Source organism: Thermosulfuriphilus sp. (assembly GCF_054026695.1).
On sequence record NZ_JBPMLP010000036.1, the window covers coordinates 1 to 18,848 of the forward strand.

22 protein-coding genes and 1 tRNA gene are annotated in these 18,848 nt (G+C 50.2%); 20 read left to right on the plus strand and 3 right to left on the minus strand.

Annotated elements, in window-relative coordinates; genetic code table 11:
• From ACXJJX_RS05305 to ACXJJX_RS05345, 9 genes are all read left to right on the plus strand, one after another.
• The coding region (locus tag ACXJJX_RS05305; RefSeq protein WP_456432907.1) for a thiamine pyrophosphate-dependent enzyme at positions 1-931 on the plus strand (931 nt) is incomplete at its 5' end.
• A gap of 12 nt (positions 932-943) precedes the next feature.
• Positions 944-1,438 (plus strand): acetolactate synthase small subunit, encoded by a 495-nt coding sequence (gene ilvN / locus ACXJJX_RS05310; RefSeq protein WP_456432909.1) that lies wholly within the window; start codon positions 944-946, stop codon positions 1,436-1,438.
• A 15-nt stretch (positions 1,439-1,453) separates the two neighbouring features.
• Positions 1,454-2,449 (plus strand): ketol-acid reductoisomerase, encoded by a 996-nt coding sequence (ilvC, locus tag ACXJJX_RS05315; protein ID WP_456432911.1) that lies wholly within the window; start codon positions 1,454-1,456, stop codon positions 2,447-2,449.
• 82 nt (positions 2,450-2,531) lie between these two features.
• Complete coding sequence (locus ACXJJX_RS05320) at positions 2,532-3,182, plus strand: phosphatidylserine decarboxylase (protein ID WP_456432913.1); 651 nt, start codon at positions 2,532-2,534, stop codon at positions 3,180-3,182.
• A gap of 9 nt (positions 3,183-3,191) precedes the next feature.
• The gene (pssA, locus tag ACXJJX_RS05325; protein WP_456432915.1) at positions 3,192-3,956 is read left to right on the plus strand and encodes a CDP-diacylglycerol--serine O-phosphatidyltransferase; all 765 of its coding nucleotides are present in this window, start codon (positions 3,192-3,194) and stop codon (positions 3,954-3,956) included.
• Between the two features lie 71 nt (positions 3,957-4,027).
• Positions 4,028-5,587, plus strand: coding sequence for a 2-isopropylmalate synthase (locus ACXJJX_RS05330; protein WP_456432917.1), 1,560 nt, complete (start codon positions 4,028-4,030; stop codon positions 5,585-5,587).
• A 13-nt stretch (positions 5,588-5,600) separates the two neighbouring features.
• A complete protein-coding gene (leuC, locus tag ACXJJX_RS05335; RefSeq protein ID WP_456432919.1) occupies positions 5,601-6,878 on the plus strand; it encodes a 3-isopropylmalate dehydratase large subunit in 1,278 nt (425 codons plus the stop codon).
• 9 nt (positions 6,879-6,887) lie between these two features.
• Positions 6,888-7,415, plus strand: coding sequence for a 3-isopropylmalate dehydratase small subunit (leuD, locus tag ACXJJX_RS05340; protein WP_456432921.1), 528 nt, complete (start codon positions 6,888-6,890; stop codon positions 7,413-7,415).
• 41 nt (positions 7,416-7,456) lie between these two features.
• A tRNA-Arg gene (locus ACXJJX_RS05345) sits at positions 7,457-7,533 on the plus strand.
• Positions 7,534-7,634: 101 nt separating this feature from the next.
• Here the strand turns inward: ACXJJX_RS05345 and flgM are convergent.
• From flgM to ACXJJX_RS05360, 3 genes are all read right to left on the minus strand, one after another.
• The gene (flgM, locus tag ACXJJX_RS05350) at positions 7,635-7,952 is read right to left on the minus strand and encodes a flagellar biosynthesis anti-sigma factor FlgM (protein ID WP_456432923.1); all 318 of its coding nucleotides are present in this window, start codon (positions 7,950-7,952) and stop codon (positions 7,635-7,637) included.
• Positions 7,949-8,356 (minus strand): DVU0524 family FlgM-associated protein, encoded by a 408-nt coding sequence (locus tag ACXJJX_RS05355; RefSeq protein ID WP_456432925.1) that lies wholly within the window; start codon positions 8,354-8,356, stop codon positions 7,949-7,951. Before ACXJJX_RS05355 ends, flgM begins: the two co-directional genes overlap by 4 nt.
• 215 nt (positions 8,357-8,571) lie before the next feature.
• Entirely contained in the window at positions 8,572-9,585 is a 1,014-nt protein-coding gene (locus ACXJJX_RS05360; protein WP_456432927.1) for a hypothetical protein, read from the minus strand.
• Between the two features lie 95 nt (positions 9,586-9,680).
• Here ACXJJX_RS05360 and ACXJJX_RS05365 point away from each other — a divergent pair, with 95 nt between their 5' ends.
• From ACXJJX_RS05365 to ACXJJX_RS05415, 11 genes are all read left to right on the plus strand, one after another.
• Positions 9,681-10,634 (plus strand): universal stress protein, encoded by a 954-nt coding sequence (locus ACXJJX_RS05365; protein ID WP_456432929.1) that lies wholly within the window; start codon positions 9,681-9,683, stop codon positions 10,632-10,634.
• Positions 10,619-10,831, plus strand: a complete 213-nt coding sequence (locus ACXJJX_RS05370) for a DNA gyrase inhibitor YacG (protein ID WP_456432931.1) — start codon at positions 10,619-10,621, stop codon at positions 10,829-10,831. The genes ACXJJX_RS05365 and ACXJJX_RS05370 overlap by 16 nt, the downstream gene beginning before the upstream one ends.
• Entirely contained in the window at positions 10,818-11,750 is a 933-nt protein-coding gene (locus ACXJJX_RS05375; protein WP_456432933.1) for an NAD(P)/FAD-dependent oxidoreductase, read from the plus strand. Before ACXJJX_RS05370 ends, ACXJJX_RS05375 begins: the two co-directional genes overlap by 14 nt.
• 97 nt (positions 11,751-11,847) lie before the next feature.
• Positions 11,848-12,171, plus strand: a complete 324-nt coding sequence (locus ACXJJX_RS05380) for a NifB/NifX family molybdenum-iron cluster-binding protein (RefSeq protein ID WP_456432935.1) — start codon at positions 11,848-11,850, stop codon at positions 12,169-12,171.
• 14 nt (positions 12,172-12,185) lie between these two features.
• Positions 12,186-13,274, plus strand: a complete 1,089-nt coding sequence (locus ACXJJX_RS05385) for an Mrp/NBP35 family ATP-binding protein (RefSeq protein ID WP_456432937.1) — start codon at positions 12,186-12,188, stop codon at positions 13,272-13,274.
• A gap of 3 nt (positions 13,275-13,277) precedes the next feature.
• The gene (locus ACXJJX_RS05390) at positions 13,278-13,928 is read left to right on the plus strand and encodes a class I SAM-dependent methyltransferase (protein WP_456432938.1); all 651 of its coding nucleotides are present in this window, start codon (positions 13,278-13,280) and stop codon (positions 13,926-13,928) included.
• A 74-nt stretch (positions 13,929-14,002) separates the two neighbouring features.
• Positions 14,003-14,782 (plus strand): response regulator, encoded by a 780-nt coding sequence (locus ACXJJX_RS05395; protein ID WP_456432939.1) that lies wholly within the window; start codon positions 14,003-14,005, stop codon positions 14,780-14,782.
• A 185-nt stretch (positions 14,783-14,967) separates the two neighbouring features.
• Complete coding sequence (locus ACXJJX_RS05400; protein WP_456432941.1) at positions 14,968-15,498, plus strand: type I restriction enzyme HsdR N-terminal domain-containing protein; 531 nt, start codon at positions 14,968-14,970, stop codon at positions 15,496-15,498.
• Between the two features lie 50 nt (positions 15,499-15,548).
• Entirely contained in the window at positions 15,549-16,712 is a 1,164-nt protein-coding gene (locus ACXJJX_RS05405; RefSeq protein WP_456432943.1) for an efflux RND transporter periplasmic adaptor subunit, read from the plus strand.
• A gap of 33 nt (positions 16,713-16,745) precedes the next feature.
• Positions 16,746-17,414: an ABC transporter ATP-binding protein gene (locus ACXJJX_RS05410; RefSeq protein WP_456432945.1), complete on the plus strand. Its 669-nt coding sequence runs from the start codon at positions 16,746-16,748 to the stop codon at positions 17,412-17,414.
• A 271-nt stretch (positions 17,415-17,685) separates the two neighbouring features.
• Positions 17,686-18,825, plus strand: coding sequence for an ABC transporter substrate-binding protein (locus ACXJJX_RS05415; RefSeq protein WP_456432947.1), 1,140 nt, complete (start codon positions 17,686-17,688; stop codon positions 18,823-18,825).
• The last annotated feature ends 23 nt before the right edge of the window (positions 18,826-18,848 follow it).

Genomic DNA, 18,848 nt, shown 5'->3' on the forward strand with positions numbered 1-18,848 from the left:
GATGCACGGTACCTATTATGCCAACATGGCGGTGGCCAATAGCGATCTCATCTTGGCCGTCGGGGCTCGATTCGATGACCGGGTGACAGGAAAGGTAGATGCCTTTGCTCCAATGGCAAAGATCATCCACATCGATATTGATCCTACCTCCATCCAGAAAAACGTTAAGGTGGATGTCCCTATTGTCGGAGATTGCCGCTTGGCCATCGAAAAACTTCTAGAGATCGTCAAAGAAGTAGATCGGCCTGCCAAGGTCTGGAAGGAGCAGTTTAAGGAGTGGTGGGAGCAGATCGATCTCTGGCGCCGTCGTTATCCTCTATCTTATAAACAGGAAGAAGGTGTTATAAAGCCCCAGTTTGTCATCGAAAAGCTCTACGAACTCACCAAAGGCCGGGCTGTTATTACCACAGAGGTCGGCCAAAACCAGATGTGGACTGCTCAGTTCTATAAGTTTGATGAACCACGAACTCTTCTTTCTTCAGGTGGCCTGGGAACCATGGGCTACGGATTCCCGGCCGCCATTGGAGCCCAATTCGCCAGACCGGATAGGTTAGTCATTGATGTGGCTGGTGATGGCTCCATCCAGATGAATATCCAGGAGATGGCTACAGCCATGGAACAGCGTCTGCCTATAAAGATCGTCATCCTAAATAATGGTTTCTTGGGAATGGTCAGGCAGTGGCAAGAACTTTTTTACGAGCGTCGTTATTCGGCCACGGCCTTTCAGCTGGTGCCGGATTTTGTAAAACTGGCCGAGGCCTATGGGGCTACAGGAATGAAGATTACCCACCCAGACGATGTTGAACCGGCCCTTAAGAAGGCCTTGGAGATCAATTCCTTGGTGATCCTTGATTTTATCATCGCCCCAGAGGAAGGCGTCTTCCCTATGGTTCCGGCCGGAAAGGCCACCACGGAAATGATTCTGGTTTAGAAGGAGCGGGGCATGGAAAAGAAGCATACTTTGTCGGTTTTGGTGGAGAATACTCCGGGGGCCCTCTCAAGGATAACCGGACTTTTTAGTGGGCGGGGGTTTAATATCGACAGCCTTTGTGTAGCCGAAACCCTGGATCCTACTCTCTCCCATCTCACCCTTGTCACCCATGGTGACGATATGATCATCGAACAGATTATCAAACAACTCCGACGTCTTATAGATGTCTATCGGGTGGTTGATGTGACCGAAGAGGGGGAGTTTGTGGAACGGGAGATGGCCCTTATTAAGGTTCGGGCCGAAAAGAACACCCGAGCCGAGGTCCTGAGGATGTGTGACATCTTTCGCTGTAAAGTAGTCGACGTCAGCCCTAAGACCTATACCCTGGAAGTGACTGGGCCGGAGTCAAAACTCAAGGCTGTCATCGAACTCTTGCGTCCCATTGGGATTAAAGAAATCGTTCGGACAGGCATTATTGCCATGCAAAGGGAGAAAAAGACTCTTTAACAAAGGGGTTTTATCATGAAGATATATTACGAACAGGACGCCGATCTAACTCTCCTTGAGGGGCAAAAAATAGCTGTTCTCGGGTTTGGGAGTCAGGGCCATGCCCACGCCCAAAACCTACGCGACAGTGGCCTTGAGGTTGTTGTTGGTCAGAGGCCGGGCTCCAAAAACTACGAAAGGGCGGTGGCTGCTGGTTTTAAGCCGGTCTCTGCAGCTGAGGCCTGTGCGGCTGCAGAAGTGATCATGGTTCTGGTGCCCGATCAGGTCCAACCTGCCCTCTATGAAGAGGCCATTAGGCCGAATCTCAAACCGGGTAAAATGCTCATGTTCGCCCACGGCTTTAACATTCACTTTGGTCAGATTGTTCCCCCTGAGGATATAGATGTGACCATGGTTGCTCCCAAGGGCCCTGGTCATCTAGTCCGTCGGGAATATGAGCGGGGAGCAGGGGTTCCGGCTCTGGTAGCTGTTTACCAAGATGCTACTGGCAAGGCCCTAGAGCGGGCTCTGGCCTATGCCAAGGGGATTGGTTCGGCCAGGGCAGGGGTTATCGAGACGACCTTTCGAGAAGAAACCGAGACCGATCTTTTCGGAGAGCAGTGTGTCCTTTGCGGCGGGGTTTCAGCCTTAATTAAGGCCGGATTCGAGACCCTGGTTGAGGCTGGCTATCAGCCGGAGATCGCCTATTTTGAATGCTGTCATGAGTTGAAGCTTATTGTAGACCTCATCTATGAGGGTGGTTTAGCTTTTATGCGCTATTCGATTAGTGACACCGCCGAATATGGAGATCTTACGCGAGGCCCGAGAATCATTACCGATTCGGTTAAAGCGGAGATGAAACGCATTTTGGAAGAGATTCAATCTGGAAAGTTTGCCCGGGAGTGGATCCTTGAGAATCAGGCCAATCGTCCAGTAATGAAGGCCTTAAGGAGAAAGGAAGCAGAACATCAGCTGGAGGAGGTAGGGGCCAAGTTGAGGGCCATGATGCCCTGGCTCAAGGGAAAAAAATAATTCTTCTTAAAGGGGGGCGAAAAGGCGGCTTAAAGCCGCCTTTTTAGTTTGCTCTCCGTCTGGGATTCTTTAAAAAGAGACCATGTTTTTTAAGACCAAGATAAACCGAGAGGGGCTTCCATTCGTGGGGGCTTTTTTGCTGGGGGCTCTGGGGGCCTGGAGACTCGGCCAGAAGAGGCTCTCTTTGGCTTCTTCGGCCGGCTCTATTTTTATGGCCTATTTTTTTAGGGACCCTCCCCGGTATCCTCCTCGAGATCCAGCCTTTATTATTGCCCCGGCCGACGGACGGATTATTCAACTTACCAGGGCCTATGAGCCTGAAGTCCTTAAAGATTATGCCCAGAAACTGAGCATCTTTATGACTGTTTTTGACGTTCATATCAACCGGGCCCCAACTACAGGAAAAGTTCTTTCCTATAGCCACCATCAGGGCCGTTTTCTGCCAGCCAACAAACCCCAGGCCAGCCAGGTAAACGAACGGGCCTTTCTCCTCCAGGAACGTTCCGATGGCGAGCAAATCCTTACTGTCCAGGTGGCTGGGATACTGGCCCGCAGGATTGTCCGGTGGACAAAGGCCGGAGAAAGTCTTAGGGTTGGAGAACGTTTTGGTATGATCCGCTTAGGATCTCGCCTTGATCTATATTTTTCGCCCCGGGCCGAAATTTTGGTAAAAAAAGGAGATCGGGTGAAGGCTGGAGAGACCCCGGTTGCCTATCTCCCTTATAGAGGCTAAAAGAAGAACATGGGTAACAGGGATCGCTATCATCACAAACATCACGAGCCTGCGGCCAAAAGGGGGATCTTTCTCCTGCCAAGTCTTTTTACTACTGCCAGCCTTTTTTCGGGTTTCTACGCCCTTATTGCGGCCATAAGTGGAGATTTTATCCGTTCGGCAATAGCCATCATTTGTGCGGCCATCTTCGATATCCTCGACGGGCGGGTAGCCCGAGCCACCCACACCGTCTCCCGGTTCGGAACAGAGTATGATTCCTTGTCAGATCTGGTATCTTTTGGTGTGGCTCCGGCAATTTTGGCCTTTCTCTGGGCCCTTAAGCCTTATGGGAGGTTTGGCTGGTTGGCGGCCTTTCTCTATGTAGCCACTACTGCTCTGAGGCTGGCCCGCTTCAATATCCAAAGTGGTGGCAGCCGAAGATATTTTATTGGCCTGCCCAGTCCAGCAGCTGCCGGGATGGTGGCCACTACTGTTCTTTTTTCCCATTATCTCGGGACTACTGGCCCGATAAAACACCTCTCTGTCCTGGTAATGATCTATTTGCTCTCCTATTTGATGGTCAGTAATATTCGCTACTATAGTTTCAAAACCATGGGTTTTCTCCAAAGACGGCCTTTCTACACCCTGGTGGCCTTTGTCCTCCTTTTTATTGTCGTGGCTACCGAACCCCAGGTGACCCTTTTTTTTCTAGGAATCGCCTACGTCCTTTCTGGTCCTCTCTTATTGCTATCCCGGCTTTTAAGGGGCAAAGAGGAATCCGCCTTGGCCCCCTGAGTATTTCCTTGGCTTGTCTGAGGGCCACACCTAAATTAAAATTATTCTAAATTCTTTGAAGGAGACTGATCATGTCTGAAAGAGTCTATATTTTTGACACCACCTTGAGGGACGGTGAACAATCACCAGGGGTTTCCCTGAATGTAGAAGAAAAGCTTCGTATTGCCCAACAGCTTGAACGTCTGCGGGTCGACGTTATTGAGGCCGGTTTCCCTGTGGCCTCTCCTGGTGACTTTGAAGGGGTTAAACGGATTGCCGATGAGGTTCGGGGCCTTGAGGTGGCAGCCTTGGCCCGGGCCAACAAAAAAGATATTGACGTTGCCTGGGAGGCCATAAAGGGGGCAGCCTCACCTCGAATTCATACGTTCATTGCTACCAGTGACATTCATCTGAAACACAAACTCCGCAAGAGCAGAGATCAAGTTTTGGAACTGGCTGTTGAGGCTGTCAAGTATGCGGCTTCTCTAACCCCAAATGTGGAGTTTTCGGCTGAAGACGCCACCCGAAGCGAGTTGTCCTACCTGGCCCAGGTGGTGGAGGCCGTGATTGCTGCCGGGGCCAAGGTGATCAATATTCCAGACACAGTGGGCTACACCGTCCCCCATGAGTACGAGAGAATCATCTCCTACCTAGTAGAAAACGTCTCCAATATCGACAAGGCTATTATCAGTGTCCACTGCCACAATGATCTTGGCTTGGCAGTAGCCAACTCGGTAGCTGCTATCCGGGCCGGAGCCAGACAAATAGAATGCACTGTCAATGGGATCGGAGAGCGGGCCGGAAATGCTGCTATGGAAGAAATCGTCATGATCCTCAGGACCCGCCACGATGTCTTTCCCTATCATACCGACATTGATACCCGGCAGATTGTACCCACCAGTCGGATGGTGAGCCATCTTACGGGAATGGTCGTCCAGGCAAACAAGGCCGTGGTCGGAGCCAATGCCTTTGCCCATGAATCTGGCATCCACCAAGATGGGGTCCTCAAGGAACGAAGCACCTATGAAATCATGCGTCCAGAGGACGTAGGCTGGACTAAAAGTGCCATTGTCCTTGGCAAACACTCTGGGCGCCACGCTTTGAAGGCCAAGCTGGAAGATCTGGGCTATCGCTTGGCTGAGGAAGAACTTGAGCGGGTCTTTAGAAGATTCAAAGAACTTGCGGATAAGAAACAAGAGATCTTTGACGAAGATATTGAGGCCATTGTGGCCGATGAGGTCTTTCGCCTGCCGGATAGGTTTGAACTTAAATATCTCAACGTAATCTCCGGAACTACGACTATCCCAACAGCTACCGTTGAGGTCTCCATCGAAGGAGAAGGCCTAAAACGCCTGGCTGGCTTTGGGGTTGGCCCCATTGATGCAACCTACAATGTCCTGGCCCAAATTACCGGAACCACCAGCCGGTTGCTTAAATTTTCTGTGACCTCCATTACCGGTGGCACGGATGCTCAGGGGGAGGTTACGGTGCGCCTGGAAGAGGCTGGTCAGGTGGTTATGGGACAGGGGGCAGACTCCGATATCATTGTGGCCTCAGCCAAGGCCTATCTCAATGCCCTTAATCGATTGGAACGTCTCAAGAAGAAGGCCGAACGCCTCAAGGCCCAGGGGATGTGTTCGGCAAAAGTCTAGCAGGAGGAAAGTTATGCCCAAACCGATGACTATTGCTGAAAAGATCCTGGCTAGTCATGCTGGCCGAGACTGGGTTGAACCGGGAGAACTCATAGAGGTGGATGTTGATCTGGCCCTAGGCAACGATATCACCGCCCCTATAGCCATCAGAGTCTTCAAAGAGACCGGGGTGGTCCGGGTCTTTGACCGGGAAAAGATCGCCCTAGTGGCAGACCATTTTGTTCCCAACAAGGATATCAAAAGCGCTGAACAGGCCAAGATGCTTCGGGATTTTGCCCGCCAACAGGGAATAGTCCACCACTATGATGGTGGACGTATGGGGATTGAACATGTGCTCCTGCCAGAAAAAGGGCTCGTCCTGCCAGGCGATGTAGTCATTGGGGCCGATTCTCACACCTGTACCTATGGGGCTCTAGGGGCCTTTGCTACCGGTGTGGGCTCCACAGATCTGGCAGCCACCTGGATCTCGGGTAAGACTTGGTTTAAGGTGCCGGAGAGCATAAAGTTTGTCTATCATGGGAGGCTTCGTCCTTGGGTCACCGGTAAGGATCTCATCCTTCACACCATCGGAGATATTGGAGTCGACGGGGCCCTTTATAAAGTTATGGAGTTTACCGGAGAGGTCATCCGCCGACTTCCCATGGCCGATCGCTTTGCCATGAGCAATATGGCCATTGAGGCCGGGGGTAAGGCTGGACTTATTGAACCTGACCGGATCACCCTTAACTGGGTCCGCCGTCGGGCCAAAAGGGATTTTCGGATCTTTAAAAGCGACAAAAAGGCCCGTTATTTCGAGGAAAGAGACTACGATGTCTCCCAAATAGAGCCCCAGGTAGCTTTTCCACACCTTCCCTCAAACACCAGGCCTATATCTCAAGTTGGCCATATTGATCTTGATCAGGTTTTTATCGGTTCCTGTACCAACGGACGGCTGGAGGATCTGGCCATAGCCGCCAAAATCCTTAAGGGCCGTAAGGTCAATCCCAATTTGAGATTGATTATTATCCCGGCTACCCCTCTGGTCTGGTCTGAGGCCCTAAGACGAGGCTATCTCCGTATTTTTATGGAGGCTGGAGCCGTGGTTGGTCCCCCTACATGTGGCCCCTGTCTGGGAGGCCACATGGGTATATTGGCCAGAGGCGAAAGGGCTCTGGCGACTACCAATCGAAATTTTGTTGGTCGTATGGGTCATCCTGAAAGCGAGGTCTATCTGGCCAGCCCAGCAGTAGCCGCTGCCAGTGCTATTCTAGGATACATTGCCAGCCCTGAAGAATTGGGACTTAAGGAATAGGAGGTCAAGATGAAATTTCGGGGCCGTGTCTTTAAGTTTGGAGATAATATCGACACCGACGTCATCATCCCGGCCAGATATCTAAATACTTCTGATCCAGCAGAGTTGGCCAAACACTGCATGGAAGACGCCGATCCTGACTTTGCCCAGAAGGTGCGTCCGGGAGATATTATTGTCGCTGGAACCAATTTTGGTTGCGGATCTTCCAGAGAGCATGCTCCCATTGCCATTAAGGCTGCGGGCGTCTCCTGTGTGATCGCCAAAAGTTTTGCCCGCATATTCTACCGCAATGCCTTCAATATGGGGCTTCCCATCTTTGAAAGCCTCGAGGCAGCAGAAGATATCGAGGCCGGGGACGAGATAGAGATAGACGCTGAAGCCGGAGAGATTCGCAACCTGACTAAGAACAGGACCTACAGATGCCAGCCGATTCCAAAATTTATGCGCAATCTCCTTAAAGAAGGAGGGCTTATCCCCTACATCATGAAAAAATACCAACCCAAACGGGAAATTAAGGCTAGTGTGGGCCAAGATTGACAAGATTTAAAGAGGTGGTTAATTAAAAATGCTTGTTTAGAGGGCACGTAGCTCAGTAGGACAGAGCGTTGGCCTCCGGAGCCAGAGGTCGTGGGTTCGAATCCCGCCGTGCCCTCCATCCACTTCCATAAAGATTTACCCCAACGAAAAAGTCGTTTAAAAGAAAAAAAACGAGAGGGGAAGAAAAAGATCCCCTCTCGTCTCTAGGAGGGCAGGGGGTTAGCCTAGGTCCTTGAGTAGATCGGTTAACATGGCCTGGGCGACCTTTTTGGAATCCACCTGATACGTTCCTGCTTCTATCTGTTCCTTAATGGCTCGAACTTTATCAACCCGAACATCCGGGGTGTTTTCCAGAACAGCCTGGACTTTTTTGATGTCTTTGGATGTCTGAGAGATATCCACCCGATCTCCTTGTGGGGGCTGGCCTTGAGCCTCTCGGTTCTTTTGGACCGCGGCTTGATTGGTTTCCTGAGCCTGACGACTCTGCTCCAAGGGATTTGTCTGCCCTAACCTTTGATACAAATCTACGATTTTCATATCTTCTTCTCCTCTAACTCTTTTAACTTTCGACCAGCTATTCTCTTAGCCACCTCGGCCATTTGTTCAGGATCAAGTTCTTTGATGACCTCCCCTTGTTCAGGATGGTATAATCGGAAAATGAATTTTCCGTCTTTAATTTTTCCTGAAACTACATCTAATCCCTCTTGAAGGGCCACCTCGTTTAGGGCCTCTTGAGGGATTTCTCCTCCTCCCTTAAGGAGGCGTTCCATGATCTGATTGGTCAACCTGTCAAGAAGTTGACGCCTTTTCCCCTCGGGGGTGATGGTAACCAAGTCTAGTTTAGGTGCAGAATCAGAACGGCGCAAGGCCTGAAAGCCGCGTCCCATCTGGCGTCCGTAGGTGCGAATAACATGCTGTATGTGATTATTGAATATATTCATGGCCCTGTCCTCATTTCTTTTATCGGTTAAGTCGGCAAAGACTTTAAACAATGCGAGTCGAAAGTGTCAATTTTTCCATCACTTCTGAGCTAAGTTATCTTAAGGCCGAGAAAAATAATCTCGGTTACCAAGCTCAGAAGACGGACAGGAGGACCTCTTCAGGGCCTTCGAAGCAAGGTCCCATACTCTACGACGCCCAGGCTCTGGTTGTAATCTCAAAGAAGCGGGGGCAGATCGTCGACCTTTATGTCTAACCTTTGGGCCTCCTTTAAGGCTATCTCTCTGGCCTCTAGTGTTCCTAAGAACCGAATCCGGGCCATAAGTTGGGCACATTGCCTATATGAAAGTCTGGAGACAAACATCTTCCAGCGAGTTTCATCGAGGAGATGGGGGAAGGGGTTGTCATTGGAGGGAAGGAGCTCCTCTTTGGCGATTAGCTTTATGTAAACCAGGCTCCGAGCCGCAAGGAGATCCCGTTTCTCGGAGTTAGTCCCGAAGAGGTAAGAAGCAGTAAGTCCGTCTCCAGGCGCGGGAAGAAAGGAGTCCGGAATCTTTGGATATATTTGTTTCAAACTCCGGGTGCCCTTAAGAAGGAGATTTTCTGAATAAAGTCTATATTTAAGATCTCTGATCTGGGAGGCTAAAAAATAAGAGAGACAGCCATGGATATAGCCAGCCTCCACAAAGACCGCTTTAGGCCGGCAGACCTTAAGAAGAGCAGAGATGGCCCGGGCCCGGAGTCGATCCCGCAAGCGAATCCTAAGGGCATCAGTCCTGGCAAACTCCTTAACCCTTGAAACCATGGTCTCAAAGTTTCCTCCTAAGACGGCATAGAAGTTAAGCAGGGCCTCAGTAGCTTGATGTTCAGTCTCATATATATCTTTTAACTTAGGAGCCAGAACGAGGATCTCCTGAGGAGAAAGCCCTTCTTCTATAAGAGACTGGATCTCAAATAGACCTTCGAAGTAAGGCTCTATCTGGCAGATCTTGGTCCCTCTCTGCCAGATCCCCTTCAAGGTCTGAGAAAGCCGTTTGGTGTATACAGGGAAACCGGCTTCAAGGTCTTCGACTAGAGCCTCAAGATCGAGACGATCGCCAAAGTAATCTTTCAAGGCGGGATTTGATGGCTCTTCAAGGATAACTAGGTCCTTACCATCAAGAAGACTCTCGATAAAAGGCAAAAACTCCGGCCGATGGGGAGAAAGGAAGATGGTAAGAGTTCCTTCCATAGGGAGCTTGTAACAGATGGAGATATCCTGTCAATTGTTGTTAATAGTTACAATAGCTCTTGTCTTGTTGGCAGAGGTTACCTATACTTGAATTTATGACTGATGAACTTTCCCGACATATTCTCGTAGCTATTGATGGCTCTGCCAATGCCAAACGAGTCCTTGTCTATTTAAGCGAAATCTTTGCTCGTCGAGAAGACTTTGAAATAACCCTCATTTCTATTGCTCCTCCTGTACCTTCTCATCTTCGTCAGGCCCATCCTGCCATCCATGAGGTAAAACGTTGGAAGCTGGTCGAAGAAATAGGGGCCAAACACTTCAGCCTAGCCCAAGATATAGTCACTAGGGGCAAAGAGTTCCTGGTCTCAAGGGGCCTTTCCCTTGAGAGGATTCACACTAAGGCCATGGTTCAGCGTTCGGATATAGCCAAGGATCTTTTGTTTGAAGCCAGAGTTGGCAAATATGACGCCATTGCCGTCGGCAGGCGCGGTCTTTCTCGAATGGCGGCCTCCTTTATGGGAAGCGTCTCCTACAAACTAATCCAGGCCCAGAGTGATGTCCCTGTGTGGCTAATAGACGGCCAGGTAATCAACCGCCGTTATCTTTTGGCCGTTGACCTCTGCGAGGATTGCCTAAAAGTCATTGATCATGTAGGTTTTATCCTGGCTGGAGATCAGGAGGCCGAAATCACTCTTTATCACGTAATCCCCTCCTTCCGTCCCTTTATGGCCCACGAAGAAGAAGTGCTCTTGGCAGAGATTGAAGAATTGATCATCAAAAAAGAAGAGGAGAGAGCGAGGAGTTTTTTTGAGGAGGCCAGAAAGATCCTAGAGGAAGGCCGGTTTTCTGAAGGGCAGATCAGAGTAAAGATTAAGACTGGGAGCACCAATGTAGCCGGGGACATCATCCATGAAGCCCAAAAGGGAAACTACGGCACTGTAGCCTTAGGACGGCGGGGTCAGGGGGGATTTAAGGAGATGATTCTGGGCAGTACCTCTACAAAGGTGATCTTCGGGCTGATGGATCGAACTATATGGGTTGTAGCCTAAAGGTCCACAAGGTTCGCTGTCCAATCTGCGGAAAACGGGCTCCCTGGGAGGGTAATCCCTTCCGTCCGTTTTGCTCCGAGAGGTGTAAACTTATCGATCTTGGAAGCTGGCTGGATGAGAACTATCGGATATCTACTAGCCCTGAAGGGGTGGAAGAAGTGCATTTTCCCGAGGAGGGCAAGAATGAAGGAGACTGATCTCTATGAGGTCCTTATTATTGGCGTTGGTCCGGCTGGACTTCAGGCTGGCATTCACGCCGCTCGGAAAAAGATCCGGGTAGCCCTTTTGGGTCGCCCCGAGGCCAGTGCCCTTTACCGGGCCCATCTGGAGAATCTCTGTTTTTTGGCGGGAAAAAGAAGCGGTGACGAGCTTCTGGCCATTGGTCTGGAGCAGGCCCGTCACTTTGGAGCTGAAGTTGTCGCTGAAGATGTAGTCAAAACGACCCAAGAGGGGGATATCTTCCTGATTGAGACTGAAAGCGGCCGTAAATTTTACGGCTTAACCCTTATATTTGCCACTGGCGTCAGCCGCAAGGGTTTGGGGCTTAAAAAAGAAAAGGAATTTATTGGTAAGGGGGTCAGTTATTGTGTGGACTGCGATGCCAATTTTTATCGAGGGGCCACAGTGGCCGTGGTTGGCGACGGTAGTGCCGCTGTCTCTGGAGCACTTACCCTCCTTAAGTATGCTTCTCGGGTCTATCTGATAGCCAAAGAACTCAAAGTGGCTCCGGAGCTGGAAAAAGAGCTTCGAGACAGTGATGTAGAGCTTTTGTTGGGCCGGTGGGTCAAGGAATTCAAAGGCCAGGAGAGCCTTGAAGGAGTCATCCTGGATGATGGCTCCCTACTTAAGCTTGACGGACTTTTTATCGAGCTAGGGGCCAAAGGGGCCATGGAACTGGCCGCCACCTTAGGAGTCATGCTTGATCCTGAAAAGTTCACCTACATTACCACCAATCGCCAACAAGAGACTAATGTAGCTGGGATCTATGCTGCCGGTGACATCTGTGGCCCTCCATTCCAAGTGGCCAAGGCCTTAGGAGAAGGATGTATAGCTGGCCTGGAGGCTTCAACCTACGCCATAAAAAAGAAAAAGGCCCTCTCAGCCAAATCCAACTGAAACGACCTTTTGTTTCACATGAAAAATATACTTGTAAAACTTCTTTACTTTTAATCTTCTTTGTTTTAAATGAGTCACAAAAAGTGAGGAGACTGAGGTGAAAATCTGCTTTGCAGCCCGGGGAAAAGGACTTTCAGCCCCCATGGATGGGGGTTTTGGGAGGGCCGCCTATTTTATCTTTTATGATCCAGAAACCGGGGAGTTTGAAACCCTGGACAATCCTTATTTTGAAGCTCAGGGGTCTGGAATCAAGGTGGCCACCATGATAGCCGAACAAGGGGCCAAAGTTGTGGTTGGTGCCCGGATTGGCCCCAAGGCCACAGAGGTTCTCAAACGGTTGGGCATAAAAATCTTTACTGGAAGGTGGCCAACGGTTAAGGAGGCGTTAGAGGCGGTCCAAAAGGGGCTTTATAGCACCTAAGAGAGGAGAAGTAGATGATCAGCAAGGAAAGAATTATCGAGAAGCTAAAAACCGTTAAGGATCCGGAGCTTGGACGCAGCTTGGTTGATCTGGAGATGATCAGGGACATAACCCTAGAGGGAGACAAGGTCAAGGTTGTCGTAGCTTTGACTATTGCTGGATGCCCCCTGAAAAACCAGATCCGTGAAGAGGTTCGCTCGGCCATAGCCTCCCTTGAAGGGGTAGGGGAGGTGGAAGTTGAGCTTACCGCCATGAGCCCTGAAGAAAGAGAAAGGATCTTTGGCCGCCCTTCGGAGGAAGAGCCTCAGGGGATAAGGGATGTCCGACATATTGTCGCTGTGGCCAGCGGCAAAGGGGGGGTGGGGAAGACCACGGTGGCTGTCAATTTGGCGGTAGCCATGGCCCAAAAGGGCCTGAAAATAGGTCTACTTGACGCAGATATCCACGGCCCGGATGTACATATTCTCATGGGTCTTGAGGGGGAGAGACCCCTTAGTCGGGATGGCATGCTGGTGCCACCGGAAAGATACGGTGTTAAGATAGTTTCTATGGGGCTTTTGGCCCCTGAGGGACAGCCTATCATCTGGCGCGGCCCTCTAATCATGAAGGCCTTAAAAGAGTTTGCGGCCCATGTAGCTTGGGGAGTCCTGGATTTTCTCTTCATCGATCTCCCCCCGGGCACAGGAGATGCCCCTCTTACCGTGGCTCAGTCCTTTCCTCTCAGGGGGGCTATAATTGTGACCACACCACAAAGAGTAGCTCTTTCAGACGTGGCCCGGTGTGTGGGCATGTTCGAGGATCTTAAGGTTCCTATTATCGGCCTTGTCGAGAACATGTCTTACTTGCGTTTAGTGCGTCCTGATGGCAGCGAAGAGAAGGTAGACATCTTTGGTGAGGGCGGTGGAGAGAAGATGGCCTCCCGGCTGAGGGTGCCTTTTCTGGGAAAAATTCCCCTCGAGCCTCACGTAAGAGAAGGGGGAGATAAAGGCAGACCTGCTGCCCTTGACCCCCAAGGTCTTATTGGGAAGATTTTTATCGAAATAGCCGAAAAGGTGAAAGGGAGAGTCCTGGAGCTTGAAAGATTAAGACCCTGTCCTCGATGAGCCATGATCTCCTATCGCCAAGTCTCTCAAGCCTTTGAGGCTACAGCAGAGGCCTACGATGCCTGGTATGAGGATAATCCTCTTTATCAGCTCGAGCTGAAGGCCTTAAGCCTTCTTGGCCCCCATCTGGAACCGTCCCTAGAGGTTGGGGTGGGAACGGGCCGTTTTGCCAGCCCCTTGAAGATTGGCCTAGGACTTGATCCGGCATTCTCCATGCTCAAAAAGGCCAGAGATCGAGGAGTAAGGGTCGTCTGCGGCCAGGCCGAGGCCCTTCCTTTTAAAGACGGAGTCCTAAAGACCATTTTTTGTCTCTTTAGTCTCTGCTTTTTTGAACGGGAAGAACAATCATTCAAGGAGATGGCCCGGGTACTTAGGGTGGGGGGGGAACTTCGCCTGGCCTTCATTAACAAAGTCTCCTCCTGGGGAAGGTGGTATGAGAAAAAGGCATCTCAAGGGCACCCCCTTTATAGCTTGGCCCACTTTTATCACCCCCAAGAGGTCTTATCTATGGCCCGAAAGAATCACTTAGGCCTCAGGGCAGCCTTTTCCGGCCTCTTGAGACCACCCGGAGACTCACTTTCTGCCGAAGTTCCCAAGGCAGTCCTTGACGAGGGGGCGGGGATAATTATCTTGGCCCTTGTGAAATTATCTTAACTATTAAATGTTTCCCTGTTTTTTTTCGATTCTAAGCTTATAAAACTGGCTATCTAAACCTGATGATTATCTAGATGGAGAAAACTATCTTAAAGATTATTCATAACACAGCCATTAATCGTCAAAAAATGGATTCCAATAATATGGCCCAAAACAATTCTAAGGGTATCTCTGAAAAGTTAGTTCTCATTATCGATGACGATGAAATGCTTCTTAAGGTATTCGAGAAGAGGCTCTCGGCGGCTGGCTATAGATCTATTACGGCCACTGGGGCTCTGGAGGGTCTTTCGCTCCTGCGTCAATTTCAACCCCCGGTAGTAGTAGTAGATTGGATGATGCCGGGGATGGATGGAATAGAGTTCTGTCGTCAGGTCCGAGAGGATGACCAATTCAAAGATACCTACCTTATTGTGGTGACCTCTCTTGATACCAAGGAAGGTAAGGTTTATGCCCTTGAGGCCGGGGCTGACGATTTTCTGAGGAAGCCTATAAATTACGAAGAGCTCATTGCCAGGATCAGGGTCGCCTTCCGGATAAAAGACTTTCAACGAGAAAAGCAGGAGAGAATCAGACTTGAGGGGATTCTGGAGATGGCCGGAGCAGCCTCCCATGAACTAAACCAGCCATTGCAAATAATCCTTGGCAAAATCGAGCTCATCCTCATGGAACTTGACGAAAATCACCCCCTGTATAATCCGCTCTCGATTATCAAAGAGCAGGCCCTCAGGATCGCTAGCATCACCAGGAAGATCGGCCGCATTGTCCGCTATGAGAGCAAAGAATATCCTGGCGGTATGAAAATGGTCGATATCCATCGCTCCTCAGAAGAAGGCTATAGCCCAGAGGACTACTAGGGACCTCAAAATTAATCCCGGACTTCACCCTTAGTTTAGACGGAAAGAAAAGACAAGATCCACGACCCGGAAGTCTTACTTCTTATCTTACCTTAATTTTACATAATATATCTTATCGGACATTTCTCCTGTCATGTTGCCTAAAGCCACCGAGGCGGCTATTTTCTGCCTGAAAGGAAAGAGCTATGTCCGAATGTGATTGTTGCTTGGGGCCAACCGGAGAGATAGTCGATTTTCTAACTGGAAAGACCGTCCCTGATCTTGATCGGGAAAGGATCAAACAGAAGCTTCTTCGTTTTCTGGTAAAGGAAAAGGGCTACCAGAAGGAAGATTTTGTACCCAATGTCGATCTTGAAATCCGCCTTGGAGACAAGATCCTTACAGCCCGAATTGATCTCTTGGTAAGGATCAGTGGAAAGCCAGCCATGATTATTCGTTGTGGTCCTGGATCTGTGGTCAGTCGGGAACGAGGAACGATTGCCGCAGCCAGGATCCTGGAGCCTGACCACATCATCCCTCTGGCCATCCAGGCCTCAGCCCATGAGGCCGCTGTTCTTGATCCTTTGAAAAAGAAGGCCCTGGCCTACGGTTGGGAAACCATCCCCTCTCGGACAGAGCTTAAAAAGATCCTGGATAAATATGATCCCGTTTCCTTGCCTCCTAAGCGCCGACTCCTTGAGGAACGGATCCTTTTCGCCTACGATGCCCACACCTGACCGGGAACCTGCCCGGTGCGGCCAGCACCGGAAAAACAAAAAGGCCAAAGATGAAAAAGAGCGTAGTAACTGTCTTGTTGGTTGCAAGCTTAGCGGCCCTGATCATCTTCCTCGACAGTGAGCCAGAGAAGAAACGTTTTCAGACCGCAGAGGTGGACCAAGGCCCAATAGTCGTCCGGGTAACGGCCACTGGCACTGTTAACCCCGTAACCTTAGTAAGAGTTGGAAGCCAGGTTACGGGAACCATAAAAGAGATCTATGTTGATTTTAACAGCCGAGTGAGAAAGGGAGAGGTCATTGCCCGCATTGATCCAGCCCTTTTTGAGGCCGAGGTAAAAAGGACCGAGGCTGCCCACCAAGCCGCCCTTGCTGATCTCCAGGGGGCCCAAGCCACTTTATTTGAGGCCGAAAGAAATTATCAAAGACAAAAGACTCTACTCCAAAAGGATTTTATCTCCCAGGCCGACCTTGATCGGGCCTATAGGGATCTTGTGGCCGCCCAAGCCAAGGTCAAAATAGCCAAAGCCCGGGTCTTGGAGACCAAGGCCGCCTTTGATAGGGCCCGGGCTAACCTCAGTTATACAATTATCACCTCACCAGTAGACGGCATTGTCATCTCCCGTGACGTTGACGTCGGCCAGACAGTGGTGGCCAGTCTCCAGGCCCCAAGCCTTTTCGTTATTGCCCAGGATCTTACACGCATGCAGGTCCAAGCAGATATTGACGAGGCCGATATTGGCCAGCTCAAAGAGGGGCTTCAGGCCAACTTTACAGTAGACGCCTATCCTGATGAAGTCTTTCAAGGTATTATCTCCCAGATTCGCTATGCTCCCAAAATAATCCAAAACGTAGTTACCTATGAGGTAATCATCCTCGTAGACAACCCTGAGCTCAAACTCCGGCCGGGGATGACCGCCAATGTTTCTATTGTAGTCCAGAAAAAGGAAAACGCCCTTCGCCTGCCCAACGCAGCCCTCCACTTCCGTCCGGAAGGACTTACAGCTCCTCTTAGCCGGGAGGGATCTGTAGTCTGGAAACTCGGCCCCTCGGGTTTGAAGCCAGTTGTAATCAAAATTGGTCTTTCTGACGATCGCTATACAGAAATCCTCAAGGTCTTAAATGGTAATCTTAAGGTTGGAGATCAAGTTGTGATTCAATCGATAAAAAAAGCAAAAAACAAAAGACGCCCTCTTCACCGACGGCTAAGGTTTTAATACGTGGCAGAAGCAATTGTTAGGGTCAAAGATTTGAGCAAGATATACCGCCTAGGGGAGATAGAGATTCCAGCCCTGCAAGGGGTCAGTTTTTCCATTGCTCCCAGAGAGATGGTAGCCATTATGGGTCCTTCTGGATCTGGAAAATCCACCTTAATGTATATTCTAGGCTGTCTTGACCGTCCTAGCTCGGGGCAATATTTCCTTAGGGGACTTGAAGTTTCCAGGCTCTCCAGGGATAAGCTGGCCAGGATTCGCAATCAGGAGATCGGCTTTGTCTTTCAGCATTTCAATCTATTGCCCCGCCAGAGTATACTTGAAAATGTAGAACTTCCTTTGATATATGCAGGGCTTTCTTCCCGAGCCAGACAAGCCCGGGCCCTATCGGCCCTTGAGGCTGTAGGTCTGGCTGAACTAGCCTTTCGCCTCCCTGGCCAACTCTCCGGTGGCCAACAACAACGGGTGGCTATTGCCCGGGCCATAGTCAACCGCCCAGCCCTCCTTCTGGCTGATGAGCCTACGGGTAACCTCGATAGTAAGACCAGCCAAGAGATTATGGATCTTTTTGTGGCCATGAACCACGAGTGGAACCTGACTTTAATAGTGGTCACCCATGAGCCAGAAATTGCCTCCTACGCTCGAAGATGCCTAGTTTTAAAGGATGGTCGCCTGATCTCAGACACCAGACAGCCACTTGAATAAAACGGCTGACCATCTCCTCTGGAGCCACCTCTTCCTTGAGAATCATTCTGAGGCTTCTCAGTATGGGCGCCGGAATAGCTGAGGGAGAAAACCTTTCAGCAGCTGGCTCCAAGGTTCTTCTCCCTTCAGCCACGATCCGCCCTCCTTCTGGTCAAGGCTTTAATTCAGGATATCACTTGAGTCCGCTCCCCTAAAGGCCTTTTCGTTGACATAAAAGCGCCTTGAAGGCTATCATCCCGGCAATTTTAGAATCTATTTAAAGGAGGGACTTATGAAGAAACTTTTCCTTCTGGCACTCTTTTTTCTCCTGACCTTGGGGAGCCAGGGGCAGGCTACTGAGCCTTATCGAATTGGAGCGCTCTTTTCCATCACCGGCCCCACTTCTTTTATCGGGGAACCAGAGAGGAACACCCTAGAGATGCTGGTCGAAGAAGTCAATAAAGCCGGGGGGATCAATGGCCACCCCATAGAAGTCATTATCTATGATACCGAGGGGATGGAAAAAAACGCTGTCAAGAAGGCCACAAAGCTCATGACCAGGGATAAGGTACTGGCCATAATAGGTCCCAGCCGAACTGGAACCACCCTGGCTGTAGTTCCCTTTGCAGAACGTTATAAGGTTCCCCTTATTTCCTGTGCCGCTGGGGTCAAAATCACCGAGCCTGTAAAACCCTGGGTTTTCAAGACCCCGCAGACAGACCGTATGGCCGTAAAGCGCATCTATAACCATCTGAAGAAAAAAGGGCTCACTCGAGTGGCCATTATCACGGTCTCTACCGGTTTTGGTCAAAGTGGTCGAGTGGAGCTTAAAAGACTGGCCCCAGACTACGGTATTGAATTAGTTGCCGACGAAATCTATGGCCCCAAAGACGTGGATATGACTCCTCAACTTACTCGCATAAGGTCTCTCAACCCCCAAGCCGTCATCTGCTGGGGGACTAACCCTGGCCCGGCCATTGTGGCCAAAAACATGCGCCAACTAGGCTTCAACGTTCCCCTCTACATGAGTCATGGAGTGGCCTCCAAGAAATTTATCGAGCTGGCCGGCTCGGCTGCCGAAGGCATTATCCTGCCGGCAGGCAAGATTTTGGTGGCCGACAAACTCCCCGACTCAGACCCTCAGAAGCCCATCCTTTTGGACTATATTGCTAAATATAAAGCCCGTTATGGTCAGGAACCTTCGGCCTTTGGAGGCCATGCCTACGATGCCTTTGGACTCCTCAAAGAAGCCCTTAAGGTAGCTGGGGGCGATCGGGTAAAGATCAGAAAGGCCCTGGAAAATATCAAGGGTTTTGTGGGCATCCACGGCATTTTCAATATGTCTCCCCAGGATCACAACGGCCTTGACGAAAAAGAGGCCTTTGTCATGGTGATAATCAAAAACGGTAACTGGGAACTCCTAAAAGACTAGCCTCTCAAGAAAGGGGGGAGTGG

What these genes read in the sequence shown, in the direction of transcription:
- ilvN (WP_456432909.1), top strand. Translation starts at nt 944, where the DNA reads ATGGAAAAGAAGCATACTTTGTCGGTTTTGGTGGAGAATACTCCGGGG.
- ilvC (WP_456432911.1), top strand. Translation starts at nt 1,454, where the DNA reads ATGAAGATATATTACGAACAGGACGCCGATCTAACTCTCCTTGAGGGG.
- ACXJJX_RS05320 (WP_456432913.1), top strand. Translation starts at nt 2,532, where the DNA reads ATGTTTTTTAAGACCAAGATAAACCGAGAGGGGCTTCCATTCGTGGGG.
- pssA (WP_456432915.1), top strand. Translation starts at nt 3,192, where the DNA reads ATGGGTAACAGGGATCGCTATCATCACAAACATCACGAGCCTGCGGCC.
- ACXJJX_RS05330 (WP_456432917.1), top strand. Translation starts at nt 4,028, where the DNA reads ATGTCTGAAAGAGTCTATATTTTTGACACCACCTTGAGGGACGGTGAA.
- leuC (WP_456432919.1), top strand. Translation starts at nt 5,601, where the DNA reads ATGCCCAAACCGATGACTATTGCTGAAAAGATCCTGGCTAGTCATGCT.
- leuD (WP_456432921.1), top strand. Translation starts at nt 6,888, where the DNA reads ATGAAATTTCGGGGCCGTGTCTTTAAGTTTGGAGATAATATCGACACC.
- flgM (WP_456432923.1), bottom strand. Translation starts at nt 7,952, where the DNA reads ATGAAAATCGTAGATTTGTATCAAAGGTTAGGGCAGACAAATCCCTTG.
- ACXJJX_RS05355 (WP_456432925.1), bottom strand. Translation starts at nt 8,356, where the DNA reads ATGAATATATTCAATAATCACATACAGCATGTTATTCGCACCTACGGA.
- ACXJJX_RS05360 (WP_456432927.1), bottom strand. Translation starts at nt 9,585, where the DNA reads ATGGAAGGAACTCTTACCATCTTCCTTTCTCCCCATCGGCCGGAGTTT.
- ACXJJX_RS05365 (WP_456432929.1), top strand. Translation starts at nt 9,681, where the DNA reads ATGACTGATGAACTTTCCCGACATATTCTCGTAGCTATTGATGGCTCT.
- ACXJJX_RS05370 (WP_456432931.1), top strand. Translation starts at nt 10,619, where the DNA reads ATGGGTTGTAGCCTAAAGGTCCACAAGGTTCGCTGTCCAATCTGCGGA.
- ACXJJX_RS05375 (WP_456432933.1), top strand. Translation starts at nt 10,818, where the DNA reads ATGAAGGAGACTGATCTCTATGAGGTCCTTATTATTGGCGTTGGTCCG.
- ACXJJX_RS05385 (WP_456432937.1), top strand. Translation starts at nt 12,186, where the DNA reads ATGATCAGCAAGGAAAGAATTATCGAGAAGCTAAAAACCGTTAAGGAT.
- ACXJJX_RS05390 (WP_456432938.1), top strand. Translation starts at nt 13,278, where the DNA reads ATGATCTCCTATCGCCAAGTCTCTCAAGCCTTTGAGGCTACAGCAGAG.
- ACXJJX_RS05395 (WP_456432939.1), top strand. Translation starts at nt 14,003, where the DNA reads ATGGAGAAAACTATCTTAAAGATTATTCATAACACAGCCATTAATCGT.
- ACXJJX_RS05400 (WP_456432941.1), top strand. Translation starts at nt 14,968, where the DNA reads ATGTCCGAATGTGATTGTTGCTTGGGGCCAACCGGAGAGATAGTCGAT.
- ACXJJX_RS05405 (WP_456432943.1), top strand. Translation starts at nt 15,549, where the DNA reads ATGAAAAAGAGCGTAGTAACTGTCTTGTTGGTTGCAAGCTTAGCGGCC.
- ACXJJX_RS05415 (WP_456432947.1), top strand. Translation starts at nt 17,686, where the DNA reads ATGAAGAAACTTTTCCTTCTGGCACTCTTTTTTCTCCTGACCTTGGGG.